The organism is Kitasatospora sp. NPDC002965, from assembly GCF_040611255.1.
Lineage (GTDB): Bacteria > Actinomycetota > Actinomycetes > Streptomycetales > Streptomycetaceae > Kitasatospora.
Window position 1 is genome coordinate 1 of the sequence record NZ_JBEXNT010000079.1, and the last position, 19,760, is coordinate 19,760.

General features: G+C 75.5%; 13 protein-coding genes. 8 read left to right on the forward strand and 5 right to left on the reverse strand.

The window, feature by feature from the left end:
- Positions 1-248: 248 nt before the first annotated feature.
- From ABZY91_RS26545 to ABZY91_RS26565, 5 genes are all read left to right on the forward strand, one after another.
- Positions 249-899, forward strand: coding sequence for a non-ribosomal peptide synthetase (locus tag ABZY91_RS26545; protein WP_355405534.1), 651 nt, complete (start codon positions 249-251; stop codon positions 897-899).
- A 251-nt stretch (positions 900-1,150) separates the two neighbouring features.
- Positions 1,151-1,735 carry a hypothetical protein gene (locus ABZY91_RS26550; protein WP_355405535.1) on the forward strand — a complete coding sequence of 195 codons (585 nt, stop codon included), beginning with the start codon at positions 1,151-1,153 and terminating at the stop codon, positions 1,733-1,735.
- Between the two features lie 5 nt (positions 1,736-1,740).
- Positions 1,741-3,762, forward strand: a complete 2,022-nt coding sequence (locus tag ABZY91_RS26555; RefSeq protein ID WP_355405536.1) for a CHAT domain-containing protein — start codon at positions 1,741-1,743, stop codon at positions 3,760-3,762.
- Positions 3,759-8,789, forward strand: a complete 5,031-nt coding sequence (locus ABZY91_RS26560) for a hypothetical protein (RefSeq protein ID WP_355405537.1) — start codon at positions 3,759-3,761, stop codon at positions 8,787-8,789. The genes ABZY91_RS26555 and ABZY91_RS26560 overlap by 4 nt, the downstream gene beginning before the upstream one ends.
- Before the next feature lie 100 nt (positions 8,790-8,889).
- Positions 8,890-10,254 carry a hypothetical protein gene (locus ABZY91_RS26565; RefSeq protein ID WP_355405538.1) on the forward strand — a complete coding sequence of 455 codons (1,365 nt, stop codon included), beginning with the start codon at positions 8,890-8,892 and terminating at the stop codon, positions 10,252-10,254.
- 55 nt (positions 10,255-10,309) lie between these two features.
- On the opposite strand, the gene ABZY91_RS26570 is transcribed toward ABZY91_RS26565, so the two are convergent.
- Positions 10,310-11,203 (reverse strand): PaaX family transcriptional regulator C-terminal domain-containing protein, encoded by an 894-nt coding sequence (locus ABZY91_RS26570; RefSeq protein ID WP_355405539.1) that lies wholly within the window; start codon positions 11,201-11,203, stop codon positions 10,310-10,312.
- Between the two features lie 433 nt (positions 11,204-11,636).
- Between ABZY91_RS26570 and ABZY91_RS26575 the strand changes: the two genes are divergently transcribed.
- From ABZY91_RS26575 to ABZY91_RS26585, 3 genes are all read left to right on the forward strand, one after another.
- Positions 11,637-13,286 carry a beta-propeller fold lactonase family protein gene (locus tag ABZY91_RS26575; RefSeq protein ID WP_355405540.1) on the forward strand — a complete coding sequence of 550 codons (1,650 nt, stop codon included), beginning with the start codon at positions 11,637-11,639 and terminating at the stop codon, positions 13,284-13,286.
- A 106-nt stretch (positions 13,287-13,392) separates the two neighbouring features.
- Positions 13,393-14,145 (forward strand): PAS domain-containing protein, encoded by a 753-nt coding sequence (locus tag ABZY91_RS26580; protein WP_355405541.1) that lies wholly within the window; start codon positions 13,393-13,395, stop codon positions 14,143-14,145.
- Positions 14,142-15,275: an aminotransferase class I/II-fold pyridoxal phosphate-dependent enzyme gene (locus ABZY91_RS26585; RefSeq protein WP_355405542.1), complete on the forward strand. Its 1,134-nt coding sequence runs from the start codon at positions 14,142-14,144 to the stop codon at positions 15,273-15,275. Before ABZY91_RS26580 ends, ABZY91_RS26585 begins: the two co-directional genes overlap by 4 nt.
- A 31-nt stretch (positions 15,276-15,306) precedes the next feature.
- On the opposite strand, the gene ABZY91_RS26590 is transcribed toward ABZY91_RS26585, so the two are convergent.
- From ABZY91_RS26590 to ABZY91_RS26605, 4 genes are all read right to left on the reverse strand, one after another.
- Positions 15,307-16,476, reverse strand: a complete 1,170-nt coding sequence (locus tag ABZY91_RS26590) for a GNAT family N-acetyltransferase (protein ID WP_355405543.1) — start codon at positions 16,474-16,476, stop codon at positions 15,307-15,309.
- 155 nt (positions 16,477-16,631) lie between these two features.
- A complete protein-coding gene (locus ABZY91_RS26595; RefSeq protein WP_355405544.1) occupies positions 16,632-17,678 on the reverse strand; it encodes a polysaccharide deacetylase family protein in 1,047 nt (348 codons plus the stop codon).
- Positions 17,679-18,001: 323 nt separating this feature from the next.
- Positions 18,002-18,409 carry a hypothetical protein gene (locus tag ABZY91_RS26600; RefSeq protein WP_355405545.1) on the reverse strand — a complete coding sequence of 136 codons (408 nt, stop codon included), beginning with the start codon at positions 18,407-18,409 and terminating at the stop codon, positions 18,002-18,004.
- Positions 18,410-18,557: 148 nt separating this feature from the next.
- Positions 18,558-19,511, reverse strand: a complete 954-nt coding sequence (locus ABZY91_RS26605) for an SDR family NAD(P)-dependent oxidoreductase (RefSeq protein ID WP_355405546.1) — start codon at positions 19,509-19,511, stop codon at positions 18,558-18,560.
- Positions 19,512-19,760 lie beyond the last annotated feature (249 nt).

Consider the following 19,760-nt stretch of genomic DNA (forward strand, 5'->3'; position numbering starts at 1 on the left):
CAGTGGCCCTGGGTCAAGGACAAGTGGGGCGACGCGCGTCCCGAGGTGGTCCTGAACAACGGCGACGCCGGCCCCAACTTCGAGAAGATCGCCGCGCCGGCGAGCTGTGGATCGGCGGCCCGCTGCTCGCGGCCGGCTACCTCCACGACCCCGACCGGACCGCCGACCGCTTCCGGCCCGACCCCTTCGCCGCCGTGCCCGGTCCGTTCGCGGACGTGCCCGGCTCCCCGGCCGCGCCGGACCCGCGGATGTACCGCACGGGGGACCAGGTGGTCCGCCACCCCGGCGGGGACCTGGAGTTCCTCGGCCGGCTCGACAACCAGGTCAAGGTCCGCGGCCACCGGATCGAGCTCGACGAGGTCGACCGTCACCTGCTGGACACCCCGGGCGTGACCGCCGCCGCGGCCGTCACCCTCGACGACGGGGCCGGGGGCCGGACGCTGGGCGCCGGCATCTCGCGCACTCCCGACGGGCCCACCCCCGAGGAGGTCCGCGACCGCCTGCGCTCCCGGCTGCCCGCCTACATGGTCCCGGGCCCGTTCCTCGTCCTCGACCGGCTGCCACTCACCCCCTCGGGCAAGATCGACCGCCGGGCGGTCGCCGCCCTGGCCGCCGCCGAGCACCCCCCGGTGGCCGCCGAGGCTGCCCCGGCGGATCCTCGGGACATTCCGGTGGTGGACCAACTGGTGATCCTGCTGGGCGAGTTGCTTCGTGCGCCTGGCTTCGGGCCGGACGACGACTTCCTCGCCCACGGCGGCGACTCGCTGATCGCCCTGCGGGTCAGCGGCGCGTTGCGCGAACGCGGTTGGCGGCTGCGCCCGTCCGAGCTGATGGCGGAGCGCACCGCCCGCGCAGCGGCCGACCGGGCGAGGCCCACGGTGCCTGCGGGCACGCCGTAGCCCGGTGCCCCCAGCCCGCCGCCCCCAGCCCGGCGCCCGTACCGCCGAGCCCGAGCGCGGCCCGCACGCCCTCCGCCGATCGGAGGCGTGTGCGGGCCGCGCACGTCCGGGCGAACGTGCTGACGGTTCGTGAAGTCCGTTTTCCCGCAGAGGAGATCAGGGCCGTTCCGTTTCTGGCATACTCGCACCACCGTCGGCCGGGGGGCTGCGAAGGCGCCGACGGGCCCGTGCGGACTGGAGGGGTACACGGAATGCCGAACAGGGATGCCGAAGCGGGGCGGGGGCCGGCCGGGCCGGGCCGGAACCAGGGCGGGTCGGCCGAGCCGCCCGCGCGAGCGGACGCGCCGCCGATCCACTGGTCGATCTACTTCCTGATCTGTGCCGTCCTCCTCGGCTACACGGCGATGATGGTGTTCCTCGCCGTGAAGCGGGGCGACGCCAACTGGGACCGGCTGGTGTTCCTCTTCGCCGGGCTGGAGGCCATCGTCTTCGCCGCCGCCGGGCTGGCGTTCGGCGGGACGGTGCAGCGCGGCGCGCTCACCGCGGCCCGGGAGGACGCGGCGAACGCGCGGGCCGAGGCCGGCCGCCAGGGGGCGGCGGCCGAGGCCGCGCGCGGCGACAGCGAGGTCCTGAACGGTCTGCTGACCGCCATCTCGCTCGGTGCCGACGCCGAGCGCGGCGGGACGGCGGGGAAGGCCGGCCCGGGTGCCTCGCGGGCCGCCGAACTGCCGCCGGGAGCCCAGGAAGCCCGGCCGTCCGCCGCCGCCCCGCGGTCGTGGAGTATGGTCGAACTGGAGCAGTTCGCCCAGGTGTTGCGGGAGCGACGGGTAGGCTGAGCCTGGTGGACGCCGACGAACCGGGGTGGCTTCCGCCCTTCACGACCCTGATTCGGATCGGCGAGGCGAACGCCTCGGGCGCCCATCCGACCCTTCTCGCCTTCGGACCCGCGGAGGAGGGCGGCTCACCCCGCCCGGTCCACCAGGGCGCCGCTTTCACCGACGAGTGCCTGTCCGTGGACGACCGCAGCCTCTGCCGGGACCTCTTCGAGACCGGGGCGCCGCTGCCCGAGGCCGTCCGTACCGTCGCCGGCCTGTTGCGGGACGCCCTGGACGCGCTCGGCCTCCTCGGTCCGTGGATCGAGGAAGTCCGCACGTGCCACCAGAACGGACGCCAGGCCCGGACCCTGTTCGACATCCGCCCGGCGGCACTGCGCGAACTCCCGTGGGAACTGGTCACCCATGCCGACGGAGCGGAGTCGCTCTGCGTCAGCGGGGATCCGGGTCTCACCTTCACCCGGATCGACCGCCCGACGTCCCTGCTCGGCGCCGAGAACCCTCCGGCCGCCCTGCACCTGCCGCTCCGCGTGCTGGTCGTCGTCGGCGAGACGGACCCCCTGATCAGGGCGGACGAGGAGATCGAGCGGATCCGCACCCGGCTCGGGGGCCCGTCCGGGGAGTGGCACGTCGAGGTGGTGCGGGCCCCGACCTCCCGGGCACTGGCCGAGACCCTGCGGGAGGTGGCCCCGCACGTCCTGCACGTGATCGGCCACCAGCAGCGGGACGCGGGGGACCGGGGCCTGCTCACGATCCGCCCGCCCGGCACCGAGCCCTGGTCGATCACCGGGGACAACGTCCACGCCTTCCTGGCCGGCCACCGGCCGAGGCTGGTGGTGCTGAACGCCTGCGACACCGCCGGACCGGCGGCCGGGCCGCTCCTGGCGGCCCTGCTCCGCGGTGGTGCGGCGGCGGTGGTGGGGATGAACGGCGACATCGAGTCCGGGACCGCCTGCCGGTTCTCGGCGGAGTTCTACACGGCCCTCGGCCGTGGCGAGAGCGTCGACCGGGCCGTGCGGACGGCCCGGCTCGCCCTGCTCGTGGACCAGGTCGACGGGACCGACTGGGCCCTGCCGGTGCTGGCCGCCCGGGTCCACCCCGAGGTCGTGCTGGGGCGGTACGCCGCGCTGCGCGGCAAGGCCGAGGCCGAGAAGCGGTTCACCGACCGTCGGTGGAACCTGGGGCACGCGGTGGACCGGGTCCGGGAACGCCGCGCGCTGTTCGACGGGTTCGCGCCGACCGGCCCCGCGGCGCCCGTCAGCGCCGTCGTCGGCGAGGCCGCCAGCGGCAAGGCCACCCTCGTCCGGTCCGCCCTGCAGATCTGGTACCGCAACGGTGCCCGCACGGTCTGGAGCGACCTCCGCCCGCTCGGCCGGACCGCGACCTGGCTGGACCTGGTCCGGACGATCGTCGACCAGCTCGGGCCGGCCGGTCCCGGGCTCGAACCGCTCCAGCGGTTCGAGCACCGGCTCGCCCAGTTGCACGACGGCTGGACGACCGACGACAACGAACCCTGGCTGTCCCTCGAACCCGACCGGGTCTGGCAGGAGACCGTGCCCGGCAACAGCGTCGGTCACGTCGCCGACCGCCGGCACACCGCGCTTCGGCACCTCGCCGACGCCCTGCTCGGGCTCGGCGAGGACACCGGACTGGTCCTCGCCCTGGCCGGTCTCGGCAGGCTGGAGCACCGGGCCGTCGCCGACCTGATCGTCCCGCACCTGATCGAGCCGCTGGCCGTCCGCCCGGACGGGCGTGCGAAGGTGATCCTGGCTCTGAACGAGGAGGAGGCCGACTTGCTGCCCTATCCGCTGCGCGACACCGTCCGGCGGATCCCGCTCGGCGCGTTCGCGCCCGGGGAGATCACCGAGGTCGTGGGGGACTACGGCCGGGTGAGGGACGTGGAAGCGGACAGTGTGGAGCAGTGGAAGGAGTTCATGGCCATCCTCGTCAAACGGCACACCCACCTGACACCGGCAATGCTGCAGGACGGTATGACGTTGTTCAAGGAAGGACGACGGGTGCCCCGATGACCGACAACGGTCCTGCTTCCCCCCATGGGCCCGACGAGCCCACCGGCCCGGGTGGGGTCGGGCCGGCCCCGGAGGATCTCGTCGAGCTCGTCGGCCGCGGCGACCCGCTCGCCCGGATCCTCCTGGCCCGGCTCGACCCCACCCGGCGCGACGTCCTCCGCCGCTGCAGCGTCGTCCCGGACTTCACCAGGGAGCTGTACCACTCCGTGCTCGCGGTCGACAGCCCGGTCGACGTCGCCGACCTGCTCGACCAGGGCCTGCTGGAGCACTCAGCCCGGCCGGACCACTACCGGATCGTCGCCCTGCTGCGCTTCCCCTGCTGGGACGACTGGTGGACCGGACTGCCGCCGGGCGGGGAGGCGCCGGGGCAGCTCCGAGAGCTCGCCGCGACACTGGCCGCCCGCTACGCCGAAGCCGGGGACGAACCCGGCAGCCTGCGGCAGCTCGCCATCGCGGGGGCGTTGGAGTCCGACGCCTTCCGAGCCGCCTTCGAGGCCGCCGACCGCCGGTTCGACCTGGCCCGCTGCCACGACCTCGTGGACGCCGTCACCGACCCGCAGGTCGCCGCGCTCCTGCCGGAGGAACTCGGGGCCGTCGTCGCCGAGGCCCGGGTCCGGGTCCGGGCGCGCGCCCTCTGGCGGCCCGACCACCACCGGACCGCCGGCTACTACGGGCGTGCGCGCGCCGAACAGCCGCTGCGGGACCTGCTGGAGGCCGACGGCCCGGCGGTCCTGCGGATCCACGCCACCGGCGGCTCCGGCAAGTCCATGCTGCTGCGCTGGTTCATGGCCAGGCACTGCCAGGAGCGCCCGGTCCCGGTGCCCTGTGCCCACCTGGACTTCGACCGGTGCGACCCGGCCCTGGCGGTCGCCCACCCCGCACTGTTCCTCCTGGAGGCCGCCGCCCAGTTGAACGAGCAGCTCCCGGGCGCACCGTTCGGCGAACTCCTCGACGAGCACGCGGCGGACCTCGCGGCGCTCCCGAGGAACCGCAGCCCGGTGGCGGCCGAGTGGCTCGCCGGGCGGGCGGCCCTCGGACACCGTGGCGCCTCGATCCAGCGGCGCTTCGTGGCCGTCCTCGACGAGGCCCTCCGGCGGCGGGGCACCCGGGCCGTCCTGGTCCTGGACACCCTGGAGGAGGTCGTCCTCCGCGACGGCGGCCGGATCAACGAACTGGCGGAGGTGCTCTCCGGGGCGCTGGCGGCGGAGGGGCTCCGGATCGTGCTCTCCGGCCGGTACGACCTCGCCGATGCCGTACCGCTGCCCGCCGTCCCGGTGCGGCTCCAGTCCTTCGACCCGCAGGAGGCGGACGACTACCTGCGGGAGGTGCGCGATGTCGCCGACCCCGAGCTGCGCGCGGCCGTGGTGGAGAGCAGTGACGGCCTGCCGTACACGCTGGCCCTCTTCGCCGACCTGGCCGCGGACCTCACCGCCGACCAGGTCCGGGCCTCCTCCGGGCCCGGCCTCCTCTACGCGATCGACCGGGTCCTCGAACGCGTCCACGACGACCGGATCCGTTGGCTCCTCCGGTACGGGGTGATCCCCCGGCGGCTCACCCTGCGGCTGGTCCAGGAGGTGATGCTCCCGCACCTGCGCCGCGGGATCCGCGGCAGCAACACGGCGGACGACCCGCGCCTGGACAAGCGCGAGGAACTGCACATCCCGATCTTCCTGCGGGCCGTGCCCGGCTTCACCGACGACGGCGGGGAGATCCCCGACCTCTGGGCCGCCCTCAGCCGGTACGCCGGTGACGCCGCCTGGGTCGACCGGGACCCGGACGACCCCGAGGGCCTGGTGCTGGACCGCACCGTCCGCCACCCGCTGCGCCGACTGCTCGCTGACCACGAGGTGTCCCGGCTGCTCGACCGGGATCTCGCCGAGCACTTCGCCCGGCGGGCCGAGGCGGAGCCGGAGCGCTGGGAGCAGTGGAAGCTGGAGGAGCTCTACCACCGCTTCTCGGCGGACCCGCAGGAGGGCGCCGCGACCTGGGCCCGTCTGGTCGGTTCGGAGCGCTCCGCCGGCCGGGACCACCGCCTGTCGCCGCTGGCCGAGGCACTGGTGTCGCCGGAGCTGCTGGACGAGGTGAAGGTCTCCGCGGTCGCCCGGGCCCGCGCCCTGGTGCTGCTCGGCCGGAACGCCGCGAGCGCCACCGACCCCACGGCGTGGGAACGCGGGATCGCCCGGCTGGACGAGGCCGCCGGCCTGCTGGCGGAGGAGTCGCACGCGGAGCTGGCGGTCGGGGTGGAGCTGCTCTCGGCGGCCCTGCTGCTCCGGCTGGGCCGGCTCGGGGAGGCCTGGAGCCGGCTCACCCGGGTCCAGCGGCAGCCGGGCTTCGCGGACCGCGACACCGCGGCGCAACTGCACCACCTCACCGGGTGCGCCCTGCTGGCGGAGGGGCAGGGCGACCGGGCCCAGGAGTCGTTCGTGCAGGCGGACCGACTGGCGGCGCCCGACGGGGGGCCGCTGTCGGAGCAGTCGGTCGAGGCCGTGGCAGGCCTGCTGGACTCCGGCCTGGTCGGCCACGCCGCCTCCTGGCTGCCGCGGTTCGACGCGGGGACCGCGCCCGAGCTGCACCTGAGGCTGCTCCTCGCCGTCGGCCGGTTCGAGGAGGTGCTGGCCGTGCACCGGGGCCTCGGCTCCGGGGACCGCCGCCGGACGGCCGAGTGGGCGGGCCGGGCGGCGCTCCGGCTCCACCGCCCCGGCCTCGTCCTCGCCGAGGACGGCCCGCTGGAGGGCTTGTCCGACGGGGGGAGCGAACCTGCGGTGACCCTGCGGGGCCTGGTGCTCCGCGGCGAGGCGTACGCGATGCTCAGGGCGCCCGGCGCGGCGATGGCGCCGCTGCGGCCCGCCCTGGAGGAGGGCGCCGTCACCGACCACGAGCGGATGTCCGCGCTGGTGGGGACGGCCCGGCTGCTGGTGACCGGGGGCGGCAGCCGGAGCGAGGCCTCGGAGCTGGTCGGCCGGGTGCTGCGGCTGGCCGGTCCGTCCGAGCACGCTCCCGCCCCGGACGTCCCGGTCCCGATCCTCGCGGAGCTCGCCCGGTGGCCCGAGGCGGCGGCCTGGCAGCTGGACCGTCCGCGGTCCGCGGAGAGGTCGGCCGCACCGCCGCCGGACCGGGTGGTCTGGGTGCTCGGCCTGCTGACGGGCGTCGGACCCGCGCGGGACGAGGAGCTCGTGGGCGAGCTCGTCGAGGCCCTGACCCCCCTCGGGTCCCCGGGGGCACGCCTGGTGGCGCTGGAACGCCTCCACGAGCTGCGGCGGCCGCTCGCCGTCACCGGTCCCACCGCCGCCCGGTTGACCGAGCTCTGCGGGCCCGGTCCCCGGCGGAACTCCGGCTCCGACGCGGCGGCCCTCGGCCTGACCTACGCCGAACTGCTCCGCGTGCTCGGACGGTCCGAGGAGGCGGTCGACCTCGCCCGCGCCTGCGCGGGGGAGCTCGCCCCGGCCGAGAGCGCGGTGTGGCTGCGCCGTCTCGACCTGGAGACGGACGTCCTCGGTGACATCGGCGCGCTCGACGCCGTCATGCTCCAGGGCCTCCCCGACGCGTTGGAACGGGCCTACCCGGAGGCGCCCGAGGCGGCGGCCGTCGTTCTCACCTACCAGACGCTGGTGGCGCTCAGGTCGGGGCGGGGCGACCTGGCCGGGCGGAGCGTCGCCCGTGCCTGGTCGCTGCTGGCGGAGCGGGATCCCAGCCTCGCCAGGGCGAGGTGCGCGGCACTGCTCGCCCGGACGGCGGCCCAGGCGGGCGCCGATCCCGGGGAGACGGGCCCGCCGGCCGAGTTCGCGCACGGTCTGTACGCCGAACTCGGCCTGTCTCCTGAGCAGTTGTTCGACCAGGGGGACGGTGCTCCCGGGGCCGGTGAGGTCGACGTCGAGTGGCGGGAACACGTTCTGGTGCTCACCGCCTACACCCGGTTCCGCGGACTGCCGTCCGTCCTGGAGATCGACCTCCTGAGGTCCACCGGTCCAGGGGCCCGGGTGAGTCTGCTGCGGACGGCCGTCCGCGCGGACGACTGGCTCCGCAGTCCCGACGAGCTCCAGTCGGCGCTCTCCTCCTCGGCGGCGGACTGGGTGGAGAAGACCCGCGGCTTCCTGCTGGACGAGGCCCTGGACGGCCTGCTCCGCTCCGAGGAGGTCCGCGGCCTCCGGCTGGAGGTCCCGGGGTACGAGCCCACCCTGCTCGCCGCCCCGTGGGAGGCGGCCCTGGCGCACCTCACGGTCCCGCCGGACGGGTTTCACCTCTACCGGGGGCTCCCCGGGCGCAGCGGGGAGGCGGCGGCGCTCGGCCGGCTCCGGACCGTCGTGCAGAACCTCCGGCAGGCCGCACCCTTCGACGCCCCGCCGTCCGTGCCCCTCGGCCGCTTCGTCGAGAGCCTCTGGGCCCAACCCCACGCCGCCGTCCGGGTCGGGGTGCTCGCCGGCACCCGTGAGGCGCGCGCCCAGCAGCACACCGCTGTCCGGGAGCCGATGGCGCCGATGGCGCCGCTGTCGTCGGTGTACGAGGCCGAGCACTTTGCCCGGCTGGTCGCACCGGCCCGCTCGCGGCGCTTCGGTGCTTCCGCGTCGGGCCCCCAACTCCTGCACGTCCAGGGGACTTTCCGTGAATCGTCGGGCAAGCTGAACGTCCACTGGGACTCCCGGGGCGGGAGCGACGCCGCCGGTCTCGGCGAGTACCTCGGATGGCGGCGCCCCCCGCAGAGCGTCCTCGTCCTGGAGGCGGTGGATCCGGGGACGCGCGAGGAGGCGATGCGTCAGCTGGTCCTGCGGAACCTGTTCGCCGCCGAGGTCCTGGCCCGAGGGGACTTCGCGGCCGTGGTGGCCATCGGCCCGTTCCTGCGGCGCCCGGGCGAGAGCGAACGGGCCCGGCGGCGACTGATCCACGGGCTGCTCACCGGGCGGCACCCCGCCGTCGTGGTCGCGGAGCTCACCCGGGACCAACTGGGCGTCCCCCGGCCGACCGTCGCGCTCCCGGCGCTGTTCAGCGCCCTGCCGACCGGCCTCCTGCTGCCGCTCTGGACCTCGCTGTGACCGGTCCGTCCGCCGTGCCGGCGCTCCGTGGCACCCCGCACACAGCCGTCGGCGGGGCCGGGAGCCCGGCCGCGGCCGGGGCCACCGCCGGAGCGCGGCCGTGAACGCCGGTGAGCGGCGACGGGCGGCGCTGCTGGCCCGGGTCGACGGGCTCGCGGCCGATCTCGACCACTGGCTCGCCCTCACCGCCAAATCCACGAGCGGGGCGCGCGGTGCCGGTCAGGCAGGCGCCGGTCAGGGTGGCGCCGGCCGGGGCGGCGCCGGGGCGCCCTTCCCGCAGCACCACACCCAGGTCCTCGCCGTGAACGCCGCGCTGCGCCCGCTGCTGGACCGGGTGCGGGAGGCGGAGACCCGGCGGGCCGACACCGAACTCGGCCTCCTCCAGGAGGTGTGGTGGCGGCTGCGCGGCGCACTCACGCAGCGGCACGACCGGTCGCTCGGGGACTTCCTCCTGCTGGCGGACGACTTCGTCTGGTCCTGCTACCGGCCCGCGCTCACCGCCGCCTCCTCCGTGTCGGGCGCGGAGATCCTCCCGGTGGAACCACCGCTGGTCCACCTCACGGCGCACGCCGTCCCGTTCGCCCTGCCGCGCCTGGTGTCCGAGGACCGGCAGGCGCGGGTGGACGAGCTGCTGCGCGCCCTGCCGGTGCCGCTGGTGGGGCTGCCGTTCGTCCAGTCCCGGCACCTGCCGGAGGCCGTCCTGGCCGCCCATGAGGTCGGCCACTGCGTCCTGGACGCGTTCGGGCTCACCGGCGAGCTGTCCGAGGTGCTGCGGCGGACGGCGGAGGGCCCGGACTGGTGGACCGACCGGCTGCCGGAGGTCTTCGCCGACCTGTACGGCGCCCTGTGCGCCGGCTCCGGGTTCGCCTTCATCCTCGCGGACTTCGTGGCACTCACCCCGGAGGGGCCGCCGAGCCCGCGCTACCCCGCGCCCCGCGTGCGGGTGGCTCTGGTGGCCGACGCCCTGGCGGAGGCCGGGGGCGAGGAGGCGGCTAAGGAGCTGCGGGCCCACTGGGCCGAGCACGCCGCCGGGCGCGGGCCGGCGCCCGAGGGACTGCGGCCGACCGTCAGGGCCCTGCTTTCGGCCCCGTTGACCGCGCTCGGGGGCAGCACCCTGCTCGATCTCTTCCCCCGGGGCGTGGACGCCAACCTCCGCGCCGCCGCCGACGCCCTGCTGCGCCGGTCGCCGATCCCGAGGTCGGTGCCCGAGACCGCCGGTGTCCTGCTGCCCGCCGCGGCCTTCGCCTTCCACACCGATCCGGACCGCTACGCCAAGGTCGTCAAGGACCTCACCGACCGGATCTTCCGGCTCGTCGCCGAGGACCGCACGCGCGGTGTGCGGGGCGGCGCGGGGGGCGGTGAGGCCACCGACACCCCCGGGGACCGGGGCGCCCGGTCGGCGTCGCGGCTGAGGGCCCTGCTCGACGGCTGGGGAGCGGACCCGCCGGCGGACGCCGCCTCGTGAACGCCTGCCGGACGATCAGTCCGACGACCTGCCGGACGACCTGCCGGACGACCCGTCAGGAGCTTTGGGACTCACCGGTGATCTCGGTCATCGCCTCGTCGTAGCGCCGGAAGAAGCGGGGGCCGGGGGCGGGGTCGTCGCGCTCGGCGCGGCGCAGCAGGCGCCAGCAGTCGGCGGTGAGGGCGCGGGCCTCGGCGCCGGGCCAGGGGCGGGGGAGGAGCTCGGGCGGCAGCAGCGGGTCGTCGGCGGTGGCCCGGGTGAACTCGGCGGCGAGCTCCAGGGCGACGGCGAGGCGTTCGACCCGGGTGGGGGCGGGGGAGCGGCCGGTGAGCCGGGCCAGGCGGTCGGCGGCGACGGCGGCCAGGCGCCGGTGGCCGTCGGCGAGTTCGTCGAGCGGCCAGAGCCGACGGGCCAGGCGGAGGGGGTCGCTCTCGCCGCCGACCCGCAGGTCGGTGCTGGTGAGCAGGGTGACGCAGTCCCCGACGCCGAGCCGTTCGGCCTCGGCCTCGACGTACGGCTCCCACCTGTTGGCGCCGGCGTAGACGCCGCCCTGGACGGCCGCGCCGCCGAGCCGGACCAGGAACTCGCGCAGCGCGTCGCGGGCGGCACGGGCGGACTCGGGGACGGCGAAGGCGGCGAGGTGCCACCGGCCGTCCCACGGTGCGAGCCCGGCGTCCTGGGCGTACATGTGGCGGACGAAGTCGACCTCGGGTTCGGCCGCGCGCCGGGCCCGGTCGGTCTCCCGCAGGACGGCCCGACGGCCGCGCCCCTCCTGGACGAGCAGCCCGTCGGCGGCCATCCGTTTGATGCAGAGGCGGACCTGCTGGTCGGTCATGCCGAGCTCGCCCGCCACCGCGTAGAGCTCGCCCGCGTCGACGGTGCCGTCCGCGCGGACCATGCCCTCGACGAGGGTCCGGGTGGGGACCTCCGGCCGTCCTTCCTCGGTCATCGCTGCCGTTCCTCTCCGGTGTCCACGGGCTGGTGCTCTCAGGCGAGTCTAGTCCGCCAGAAACTATCGAATGTCGAACGATAGTTTTGATAACAATAGTTCCACATCCGGCCCGGAGGCAGAGGGGTGGCCGGTCCTCCGCGGAAAGTTCGGGTGACGACCGACTGACCGAGTTTGAATATTTCAAGACAATCGCAGTCATCTCCTGACACTCAGTCAGTCGGCCTTCTACGCTTCGGGCGGTCCGGGCGTCCCCCCGGGCCGCCCGACGGGCGGCCCGCCCGGTACCGCCGTGACGAGCGCTGCCGTGACAGGCAACGCCGCCACCGGCGCCACCGTGACGCGCACCGGCGTGACCGCCGCCGCGTGACGGGCGCGGCCGGGACGAGCACCGCTGTGACGTGCACCGATTCGACGAGTCTGGAGATCTTCCGTGAGACAACGCCCGGCCCCGCGCCGCTACTGGACGGCCGTGACGGCCACCGCCGCCGCCACGGCCGCCCTGCTGGTCCAGCCCGGCACCGCCGCCGCGGCCGCGCCGCCGCCCGCCGTGACGGCCACGGTGGCCGTCGCGCCCTACCCGGCGGGCGTCGCGGTCGCCCCGGGCGGCGGGCGGGCCTACGTGACCAGCCAGAGCAGCGGCGTCGTGACGGTCCTGGACACCGCCGGTGGCACGGTGACCGGCACCGTCACCGCCGGCACCGGCTCCTACGCGGTCGCGTTCGCCCCGGACGGCGGGCACGCCTACCTCACCCACCACCTCGACGGCACGGTCAGCGTGGTGGACACCGCCACGGCCGCGGTGACCGCCACCGTCCCCGTCGGCGCAGGCGCCTTCGGGGTCGCCGTCGCCCCCGACGGCGCCCACGCGTACGTCAGCAACGCGGACGCCGGCACGGTGAGCGTGCTGTCCACCGCCACCAACACCGTCGTCGCGACCGTGCCGGTGGGCGCCGAGCCGCACGGGGTCGCCGTCGCCCCCGACGGCGCGCACGTCTACGTCGCCGCGTCCGGCGCCCAGCAGGTCGACGTCATCGACACCGCCACCCGCACGGTGAGCGCCACCGTCCCCGTCGGCCACGGCGTCTTCGGCCTGGCGCTCGCCCCGGACGGATCCAGGCTCTGGACGGCGAACGGTGGAGACTCCACCGTCAGCGTGCTGTCCACCGCCACCAACACCGTCACCGCCACCGTGCAGGTCGGGGCCAACCCGTACGCCGTGACCGTCGCCCCCGACGGCCGGTACGTGTACGCCTCCAACTACGCCGACTCCACGCTCAGCGTGCTGGACGCCGCGAGCGGCGCCGTGACCGCCACCGTCCCGGTCGGGGCGAACCCCTTCACCCTGGCGCTCGCCCCCGACGGCCGGCGCGGCTACCTCGCCGACTTCGGCGGCGACACGGTGACCGTCCTCGGCTTCCCGCTGCCGGTTCCGGTGGTGGCCGGGATCAGCCCGGCGAGCGGTCCGCAGGCCGGTGGCACGGTCGTCACCGTCACCGGCACCGACCTGTCGGGCGCCACCGCGGTCAGCTTCGGCGCCGCCGGGAACGCGGCCTCCTTCTCCTGCACCGACACCGCGTGCACGGCCACCGCGCCCGCCTCGGCCGCCGCCGGGACGGTGGACGTCCGGGTGACCACGCCGGGCGGCACCAGTGCGGTCGTGACGGCCGACCGGTTCGAGTACCAGGCGCCCGCCGCCGACCTCGGCGTCGCGCTCGCCGCCACCCCGGTGCCCGGGCTGTTCGGCGGCCGGGTGGACTACACCCTGACCCTCACCAACAACGGTCCCGGCCAGGTCACCGCCGCCACCGTGACCTCGTCGCTGCCCGCCGGTTTCGGCTCGTACAGCGGCGACTGCGCCATCGTGGCCTCCAAGCTCACCTGCGCCCTCACCCAGCCGCTGGCCGTCGGCGCCTCCGTCACGCGCCACTTCACCGTCCAGGTCGGCCTGCTCAACCTCGGCCGGACGTTCACCGTCACCACCACCCGCACGGCCGGCGCCCCGGTCGACACCGCGCCCGCCAACGACGCGGCCGCCCGCACCTGCCGGGCCACCCTCGGCCTGCTGATCAGCTGCGACTGACCGCCTCTCCGCGACGGGCCCGCCCCCGACCGGGGGCGGGCCCGTCGTCGCGCAGGCCCCGCGCCACTGCTGGACGAAACGTCCAGTCTGGACGTACAGTCCGAACATGACCCCAGAGAACCCCGACCGGCGCGCCCGCACCTGGGAGCCCGTCTGCCGGGCGGTGGCCCTGCTGCTCGGGCCCTACGCCGAGGTGGTGCTGCACGACGCCGTCCGGGACGAGGTGCTCGCCGTCTGGAACCCGATGGGCGGCCGCGCCCCCGGTGACCCGTCCCTGCTCGGCGAACTCGACTCCCTGGACCAGTCCGCCCCGGACGTCTACGGCCCCTACCCGAAACTGCTGCCCGACGGCCGCCGGCTCTCCTCGGTCAGCGCGGTGCTCCGCGACGACGACGGACGCCCCGCCGCCGTCCTCTGCGTCAACCTCGACCGCGGACCGCTCGAACACGCCGCCGCCCTCCTGGCCGGCTTCGCCGCCCCCACGGCCCCACGCCCGGAACCGCTCTTCGAGCACGACTGGACCGAGCGGATGAACGACGTCATCGGCGGCTACGTCCGGGCCCACGGCCGGCCTCCGGAGCGGCTCGGCCGCGAGGACCGGCTCGCCGTGCTCCGCGAACTCGACCAGGCCGGGGTGCTCGCCGTCCGCCGGGCCGTGCCGGCCGTCGCCACCGCGCTCAAGGTGTCGCGGTCCACCGTCTACACCCTGCTCGCCGAACTCCGCGACGGGTCCGCCCCCGTCCCCGTCCCCGTCCCCGCCCCCGAGCCCGTCCCCGAACCGGCGCCGGATCCCCGACCGGCGGACCGCGCACCGGGCAACCGCACACCGAAGAACCGAGCACCGAGGACCGAGAGATGACCGAGCTGCCCGACTTCCGGCTGGAAACCTACTTCTCCCGCTGGGAGTTCACCGCCCGCCACCACCTCACCGCCTCCGACGCGCAGACCATGGCGATGTCCGAACTCCTCGCCCTGGCCGGCCCCGAGGACCGCCACGCCTGGGAGTCCCTCACCCTCGGCTACACCGAGACCTTCGGCGACCCGGCGCTCCGGCACGTGATCGCCGGCATGTACGACCGGGTGGACGCCGACGACGTCATCTGCTTCGGCGGCGCCCAGGAGGCCCTCAACCTCGCCATGCAGGTGCTGCTCGGCCCCGGCGACCACGCCGTCGTCCTCACCCCCAACTACCAGTCCGCCGAGACCGTGCCGCTCTCCCTCTGCGAGGTCACCGGCGTCGCCCTCGACCCCGACCGGGACTGGGCGCTCGACCTCGACGAGCTCACCGCCGCGCTGCGCCCCAACACCCGTGTGGTCTCGGTGAACTTCCCGAACAACCCCACCGGGAAGGTCATCGGCGCCGCCGACTTCGCCCGGCTGTCCGAACTCTGCGACGAGCGCGGAATCCACCTCTTCAGCGACGAGGTCTACCGGGGCCTGGAGCGTGACCGGGCCCGCACACTGCCGCAGGCCGCGGACCTCTCCGAGCGGGCCCTCTCGCTCAACGTCACCTCCAAGTCGCTCGGCCTGCCCGGCCTGCGGATCGGCTGGATCGCCTGCCGCGACCGCGACTTGCGCTCCCGGCTGGAGCGCGCCAAGCACTACACCACGATCTGCAACTCCGCCCCCAGCGAGATCCTGGCCCGGATCGCGATCAACGCCCGCGAGGGGATCCTGAGCCGCAACCGGGCCGTCATCGACGCCAACCTCCCGCTCTTCGACGCGTTCTTCGCGCGCTTCGCTGACCTCTTCGAGTGGCGCACCCCGGACGGCGGCTGCGTCGCCTATCCGCGCTACCTCGGCCGGGACGGCGTCGAGGCGTTCTGCACCGGGCTGGTCGAGGAAGCGGGCGTCCTGCTGCTGCCCGCCTCCATCTACCGCTCCGACCTGACCCCGACGCCCACCGACCGGTTCCGGATCGGCCTCGGCCGGCGCGACCCGGGCCCCGCCCTGGACGCGTTCGCCGGCTGGCTGGAGGGCCGGCGGTAGTCCGACCCCGCTGCACAGAGCTGGGGCCGCATCAGGTCGAACGGGCGACCTTCGCCCGGTACTTGAGTCCGAGCAGCGCGCCCGAGGCGCCGTGCGGCACCAGCCAGGAGACGTCCTCCCGGTCGACCGCGTCGAAGCGGTACTTGTAGGGCTCGGTGCCCCGCAGGAAGTCGAAGGTGGACAGCCGCTGTCCGGCGGCGGCCCGGATCGCCTCGGCGATCACCGCGGTGCCGAGCCGCTGCGGCGCCCAGGTCTGGTCCCAGCCGATCTGGTAGTAGGAGAAGGTGCGCTTCCACTGGAAGCCGTAGAGCGCGCCCACCACCTCGCCCTCCCGTTCGGCGACCAGGAAGGCGGGGCCCTCGCCGCGGCCGGTCGCGGCGGCCCGCTCGATCACCCGGACGTGCAGCGGCGCCCGGGCGGCGTCGAAGGTGGTCGGCCTGCCGAGCGCGGCCCGGCGCAGCCGGTGCAGCCGCACCGCCGCCTTCAACAGGTCGAACCGTTCGGCGAGTTCGGCGTCCGCGATGGCCGGCGGCACCCACCGGAAGGTGATCCCCTCGGCGGCCAGCTTCCGGCCGTAGCGGCGCAGGTCGGCCCGGAACTGGCGTGAGCCCAGCGCGTCCGGCCCCGCCGTCAGATCGGCGCGCGGGCAGGGGGTGCGGCCGATCTCCACCGCGCCCGGCGGCAGCAGGTCCGCCTGGTCCGGGTCGAGGTCGGTGAGCAGCAGGCTGCGGCGCCGGCCTCGCCGGGCCAGCCAGTCGGCCACGTCGGCCCGGCGCTCCGGTGCGACCGCGAACCCGCAGTGGTCCGCGGCGCCCGGGCCGGAACCGAGGACCGTCAGGCACGGGACGGCGACCGGTGCCCGCGGGTGGAGCCGCCGGGTGGTCCGCAGCAGCGGGACGACCGCCGACACCCGGCCGTCCGGCTCCTGCCAGACCACGATCTCGCCCGCCTCCGACCCCGCGCCCTCGCGCGCGCCGACCGTCTCCCACCAGGCGAGTGCCCATTCCGGTGTGGTGAACCAGGATCCGCCGGGCTCACCGGCCGCCAACTCCCGCCATCCGTCGACGACCTCCGGCGGAAGGGCGGCCGTCCGGTACCGGACCGGCCTCGCTCCGGCCGACTGCGCCCCGGCCGGCACCGCCCCGGCCTGTTCCGGAACGGCCGGCAACGAACCCGCCGCATCGGTGTGCCTCGTCCCCACGTCTCCAGCCCCCCACGCCTCTCCCGCCCCCGGTGCACCGCCGATCGGCGGCCGGTCGCGGGCCGGTCCGCATTCTCCCGGAATCCGGTCGCCCGGTGGCGGCGTTCGGCGCAGGCCGTCCGGGTCCACCACCACCGGTGAGGTCCGGGCCCCGCTCAGGCACCGCCGCGGAGGTGGTGGACGGTGGGGTGGAGGCCGGAGAGGATGGTGTCGAAGCGGTCCCGGCCGGTGGTGGAGTTGACCCGCAGACGGCTGATGCGCAGCGGGTTCGGCGGGAGCAGCCGGTCCTGCCGGTGGTCGAAGAGGAAGCCGACGTGGTAGCCGAGGCGCCGGAGTTCCGCGTCGGCCCGCGGGTCGACGTTGCCGTTGGGGTAGGCGAAGGCGGTCGGCGGCTCGCCGTCCAGCCAGCCGGTGAGCGTGTCGTGGGCGCGGGCGATCTCGTCGCGGACGGTGTCGTCGTCGCACCGGTCCAGACACGCGTGGCCCGCGCTGTGGTTGCCGATCTCCACGCCGTGCCGGCGCAGCGTCCGGAGGTCCTCGCGGGTGAGCTGTTCCTGGCGGGGTGCGGGCTCGGTGGCGGTCTCGCGGAGTTCGGCGAGGGCGGCGCGACGGTCGTGGTCGGCGAGGGTCTTCATCCGGCGGACCACCGCGCCCGGCGGGCAGTCGGCCAGCCGGTGGGCGGTGCCGCCGTGCGCGGCGAGGAACGCGGCCTCGGTCCACCAGAACGGCCGGTCGCCGTCGACGAGATCGGTCACCACGAACGCCGCCGCGGGGATGCCCAGGCGGGTCAGGACGGGCAGCCCCTCGGAGAGCACGGTGCGGTCGCCGTCGTCGAAGGTGACCAGTACGCTGCGGGCCGGCAGCCGCCGACCGGTCCGGACGGCCTGCACGACGGCGGGCAGCGAGACGGGACGGGCGATCCGGACCAGACGCTCCATCTGGAGCGTGAAGACCTGCGGGTCGTCCACGCCGTGGTAGGCGAGCACCGCGAGCCGGCGGGTGGCCGCGAGCCGGAACAGCGGCTGGAGCGGCGAGTTGCGCAGGACGGCGTCGACGGTGGCGCGGCGGCCTGCCAGTCGCCCGCGCGGCGGTGCGAGGCCGGGGCCGGTGCCGCCCCCGGCCGGAGTGTCGCCGCGCGGCGCGGTCGTGGTGGTGAGGTGGCCATCGGCGGCCCCGGTCGATCGGGCGCTTCCGTCGGGCATGGACGCGCTCCCCCTTCCTCCCCGTCGGTGCTTCGGCGGCGGGGCGGAACACGGTGCAGCGGCCGGCGCGGCCACTCGGGCGCACACCTGTCGGGTGGGCGGCCCGCCCCGCTCCACGCAATACCAAGGTAGTGCAAAATCCCATGCTCCGAGGAGGGTTGTGCGCGGCGGGCGGCTTTCGGAGCGAGGATGGCGCATTGTCGGCAGGCTCGTGACCCGGGTGGCGCGCGGGACGGGCCGGCCGCCGGTTGCGGGACCGGCGGCCGGCCCTGGGCAGGGGCGCGGGGCCCCGGCTCATGAACCCTTCTGGCGCGGACGGGGCGTCAGAACGGGCCGGTACAGGTGGTCACCCACTGCGCCGCGTCCAGCGCGGGGCCGCCGGTGGCGCAGACGAGCTTGAGGTCGTCGGTGACCACGCGGGGCGTCACGGCCCTGGCGAACCCGTGGGTGACGTTGGCCGCGGACGCGACCGTCACCCACGGGCTGCCCCAGGCGTGCTGGGTGCGGACCTCGACCCGGACGAACGTCAGCTGCGCCGGGTCGGCCACCACCTGGGCCACCCCGACGACTCCTCCGCCGTCCTTCTCCTGCCATGCGCACGGGTGGTTGACGAGGGTCGTGCAGGCCGCTCCCGCGGCGTCGCCGGTCGTTGCCGCAGCCGAGGCCGGGAGGATCGTCGCCACAGTGATCCCTGCCGCCGCCACTATCAGAGCTGCGATACGAGCGCGCATGATATGAACCTCCTTGGAATGAAAGGGAATCTCACTCTGTGGGACGAGTCTTGCACAGATCGTGGACATGTGCCGTGTGTGCTGCATCACACCCAAGGTGACCGTTCAACTACATTCAGCAATCACGCCGGTGACGTCGCGACTACCCTCAGGTGGTCGGCGGCAGCACCATCCGGCGTCCGGCCGACGCCCCGCCGTCCACCAGGACCGAGGTGCCCGTCTGGTAGGAGAAGTCGTCCGAGGCGAGCGCCAGGACGGCCCGGGCGATCTCCTCCGGTTCGGCCATCCGCTCCAGCCCCTCCACGTTCAGCGGCCCGAAAGCCCGCTTGAACCGGGCCCAGTCCGCGTCCGGCACGCCCGGCGGTCGCACGAACGCGGTGTCCGTGGTGCCCGGGAGGATCGCGTTGATCCGGATGCCCTGCGCGCCGTACGCGAGCGCGGCGGACATCACGATGCCCTGGACCGCCCGCTTGCTCGCCGAGTAGGCCGCGCCGTTCGGCCGGGCCCGTTCGGCGGAGGCGGAGGAGGTGCAGACGATCACCCCGTGTCCGGCCCGCAGCATGTACGGGACCTGGTACTTGACCGCGAGGAAGACGCCCCGGGCGTTGGTGTCCTGCACGTCGTCCCACTCGGCGACGGTGAGCTCGTGGAGCTGCTTGCTGCTGCCGATACCGGCGTTGTTGACCGCGATGTCCGGCCCGCCGTACCGCGCGGCCACCTGGTCGGTGAACCGCTCGACCTGGGCCGGATCGCGTACGTCGGCCGGGAAGTAGGTGGCCTCGCCCCCGGCGTGGCGGATCTCCTGCTCGACGCGGCGGCCCGCCTCGACGCGCCGGCCGCAGAAGCCGACCCGGGCGCCCTCCGCCGCGAACGCGAGGGCGGCGGCCCGGCCGATGCCCGAGGTGGCGCCGGTGATCAGCACCGACCGGTCCTCGAACCGGCGCGGCCTGCGCCGCTCGGCGGGTGCGGCCTGGGCCTGCCCGGCGGCCCCGAGGCCGGCGGCGGCTGCCACCAGCCCGGCCGCCGACGCGCCGAGCAGGGTCCGGCGGCCCGGGTCGGACGGCGAACCCGGCGGGAGGGAGGGGGAGTTGTTGGTGTCCATGGCGAAACCCTGACAGTCCGCGGTCGGCGTGTCCCTCGGCCGACCGGCCCGATCGGCGGGCCGATCGGCCTGGTCTCCCGGCCGGTCGGCCCCGGTCCGCCGGCCGATCGGAGGAGGACCCTCCTCCCTCCTGCGGAGGAGGCGCACACCCCTGGCTCGCACCACCCAACTGGCGCCCTCCGACACGGCGTTCACTCGTACGGGTGGCGGACCGGCGCGGGGCCGTTCGGACGGCTACGATCGAGCCGA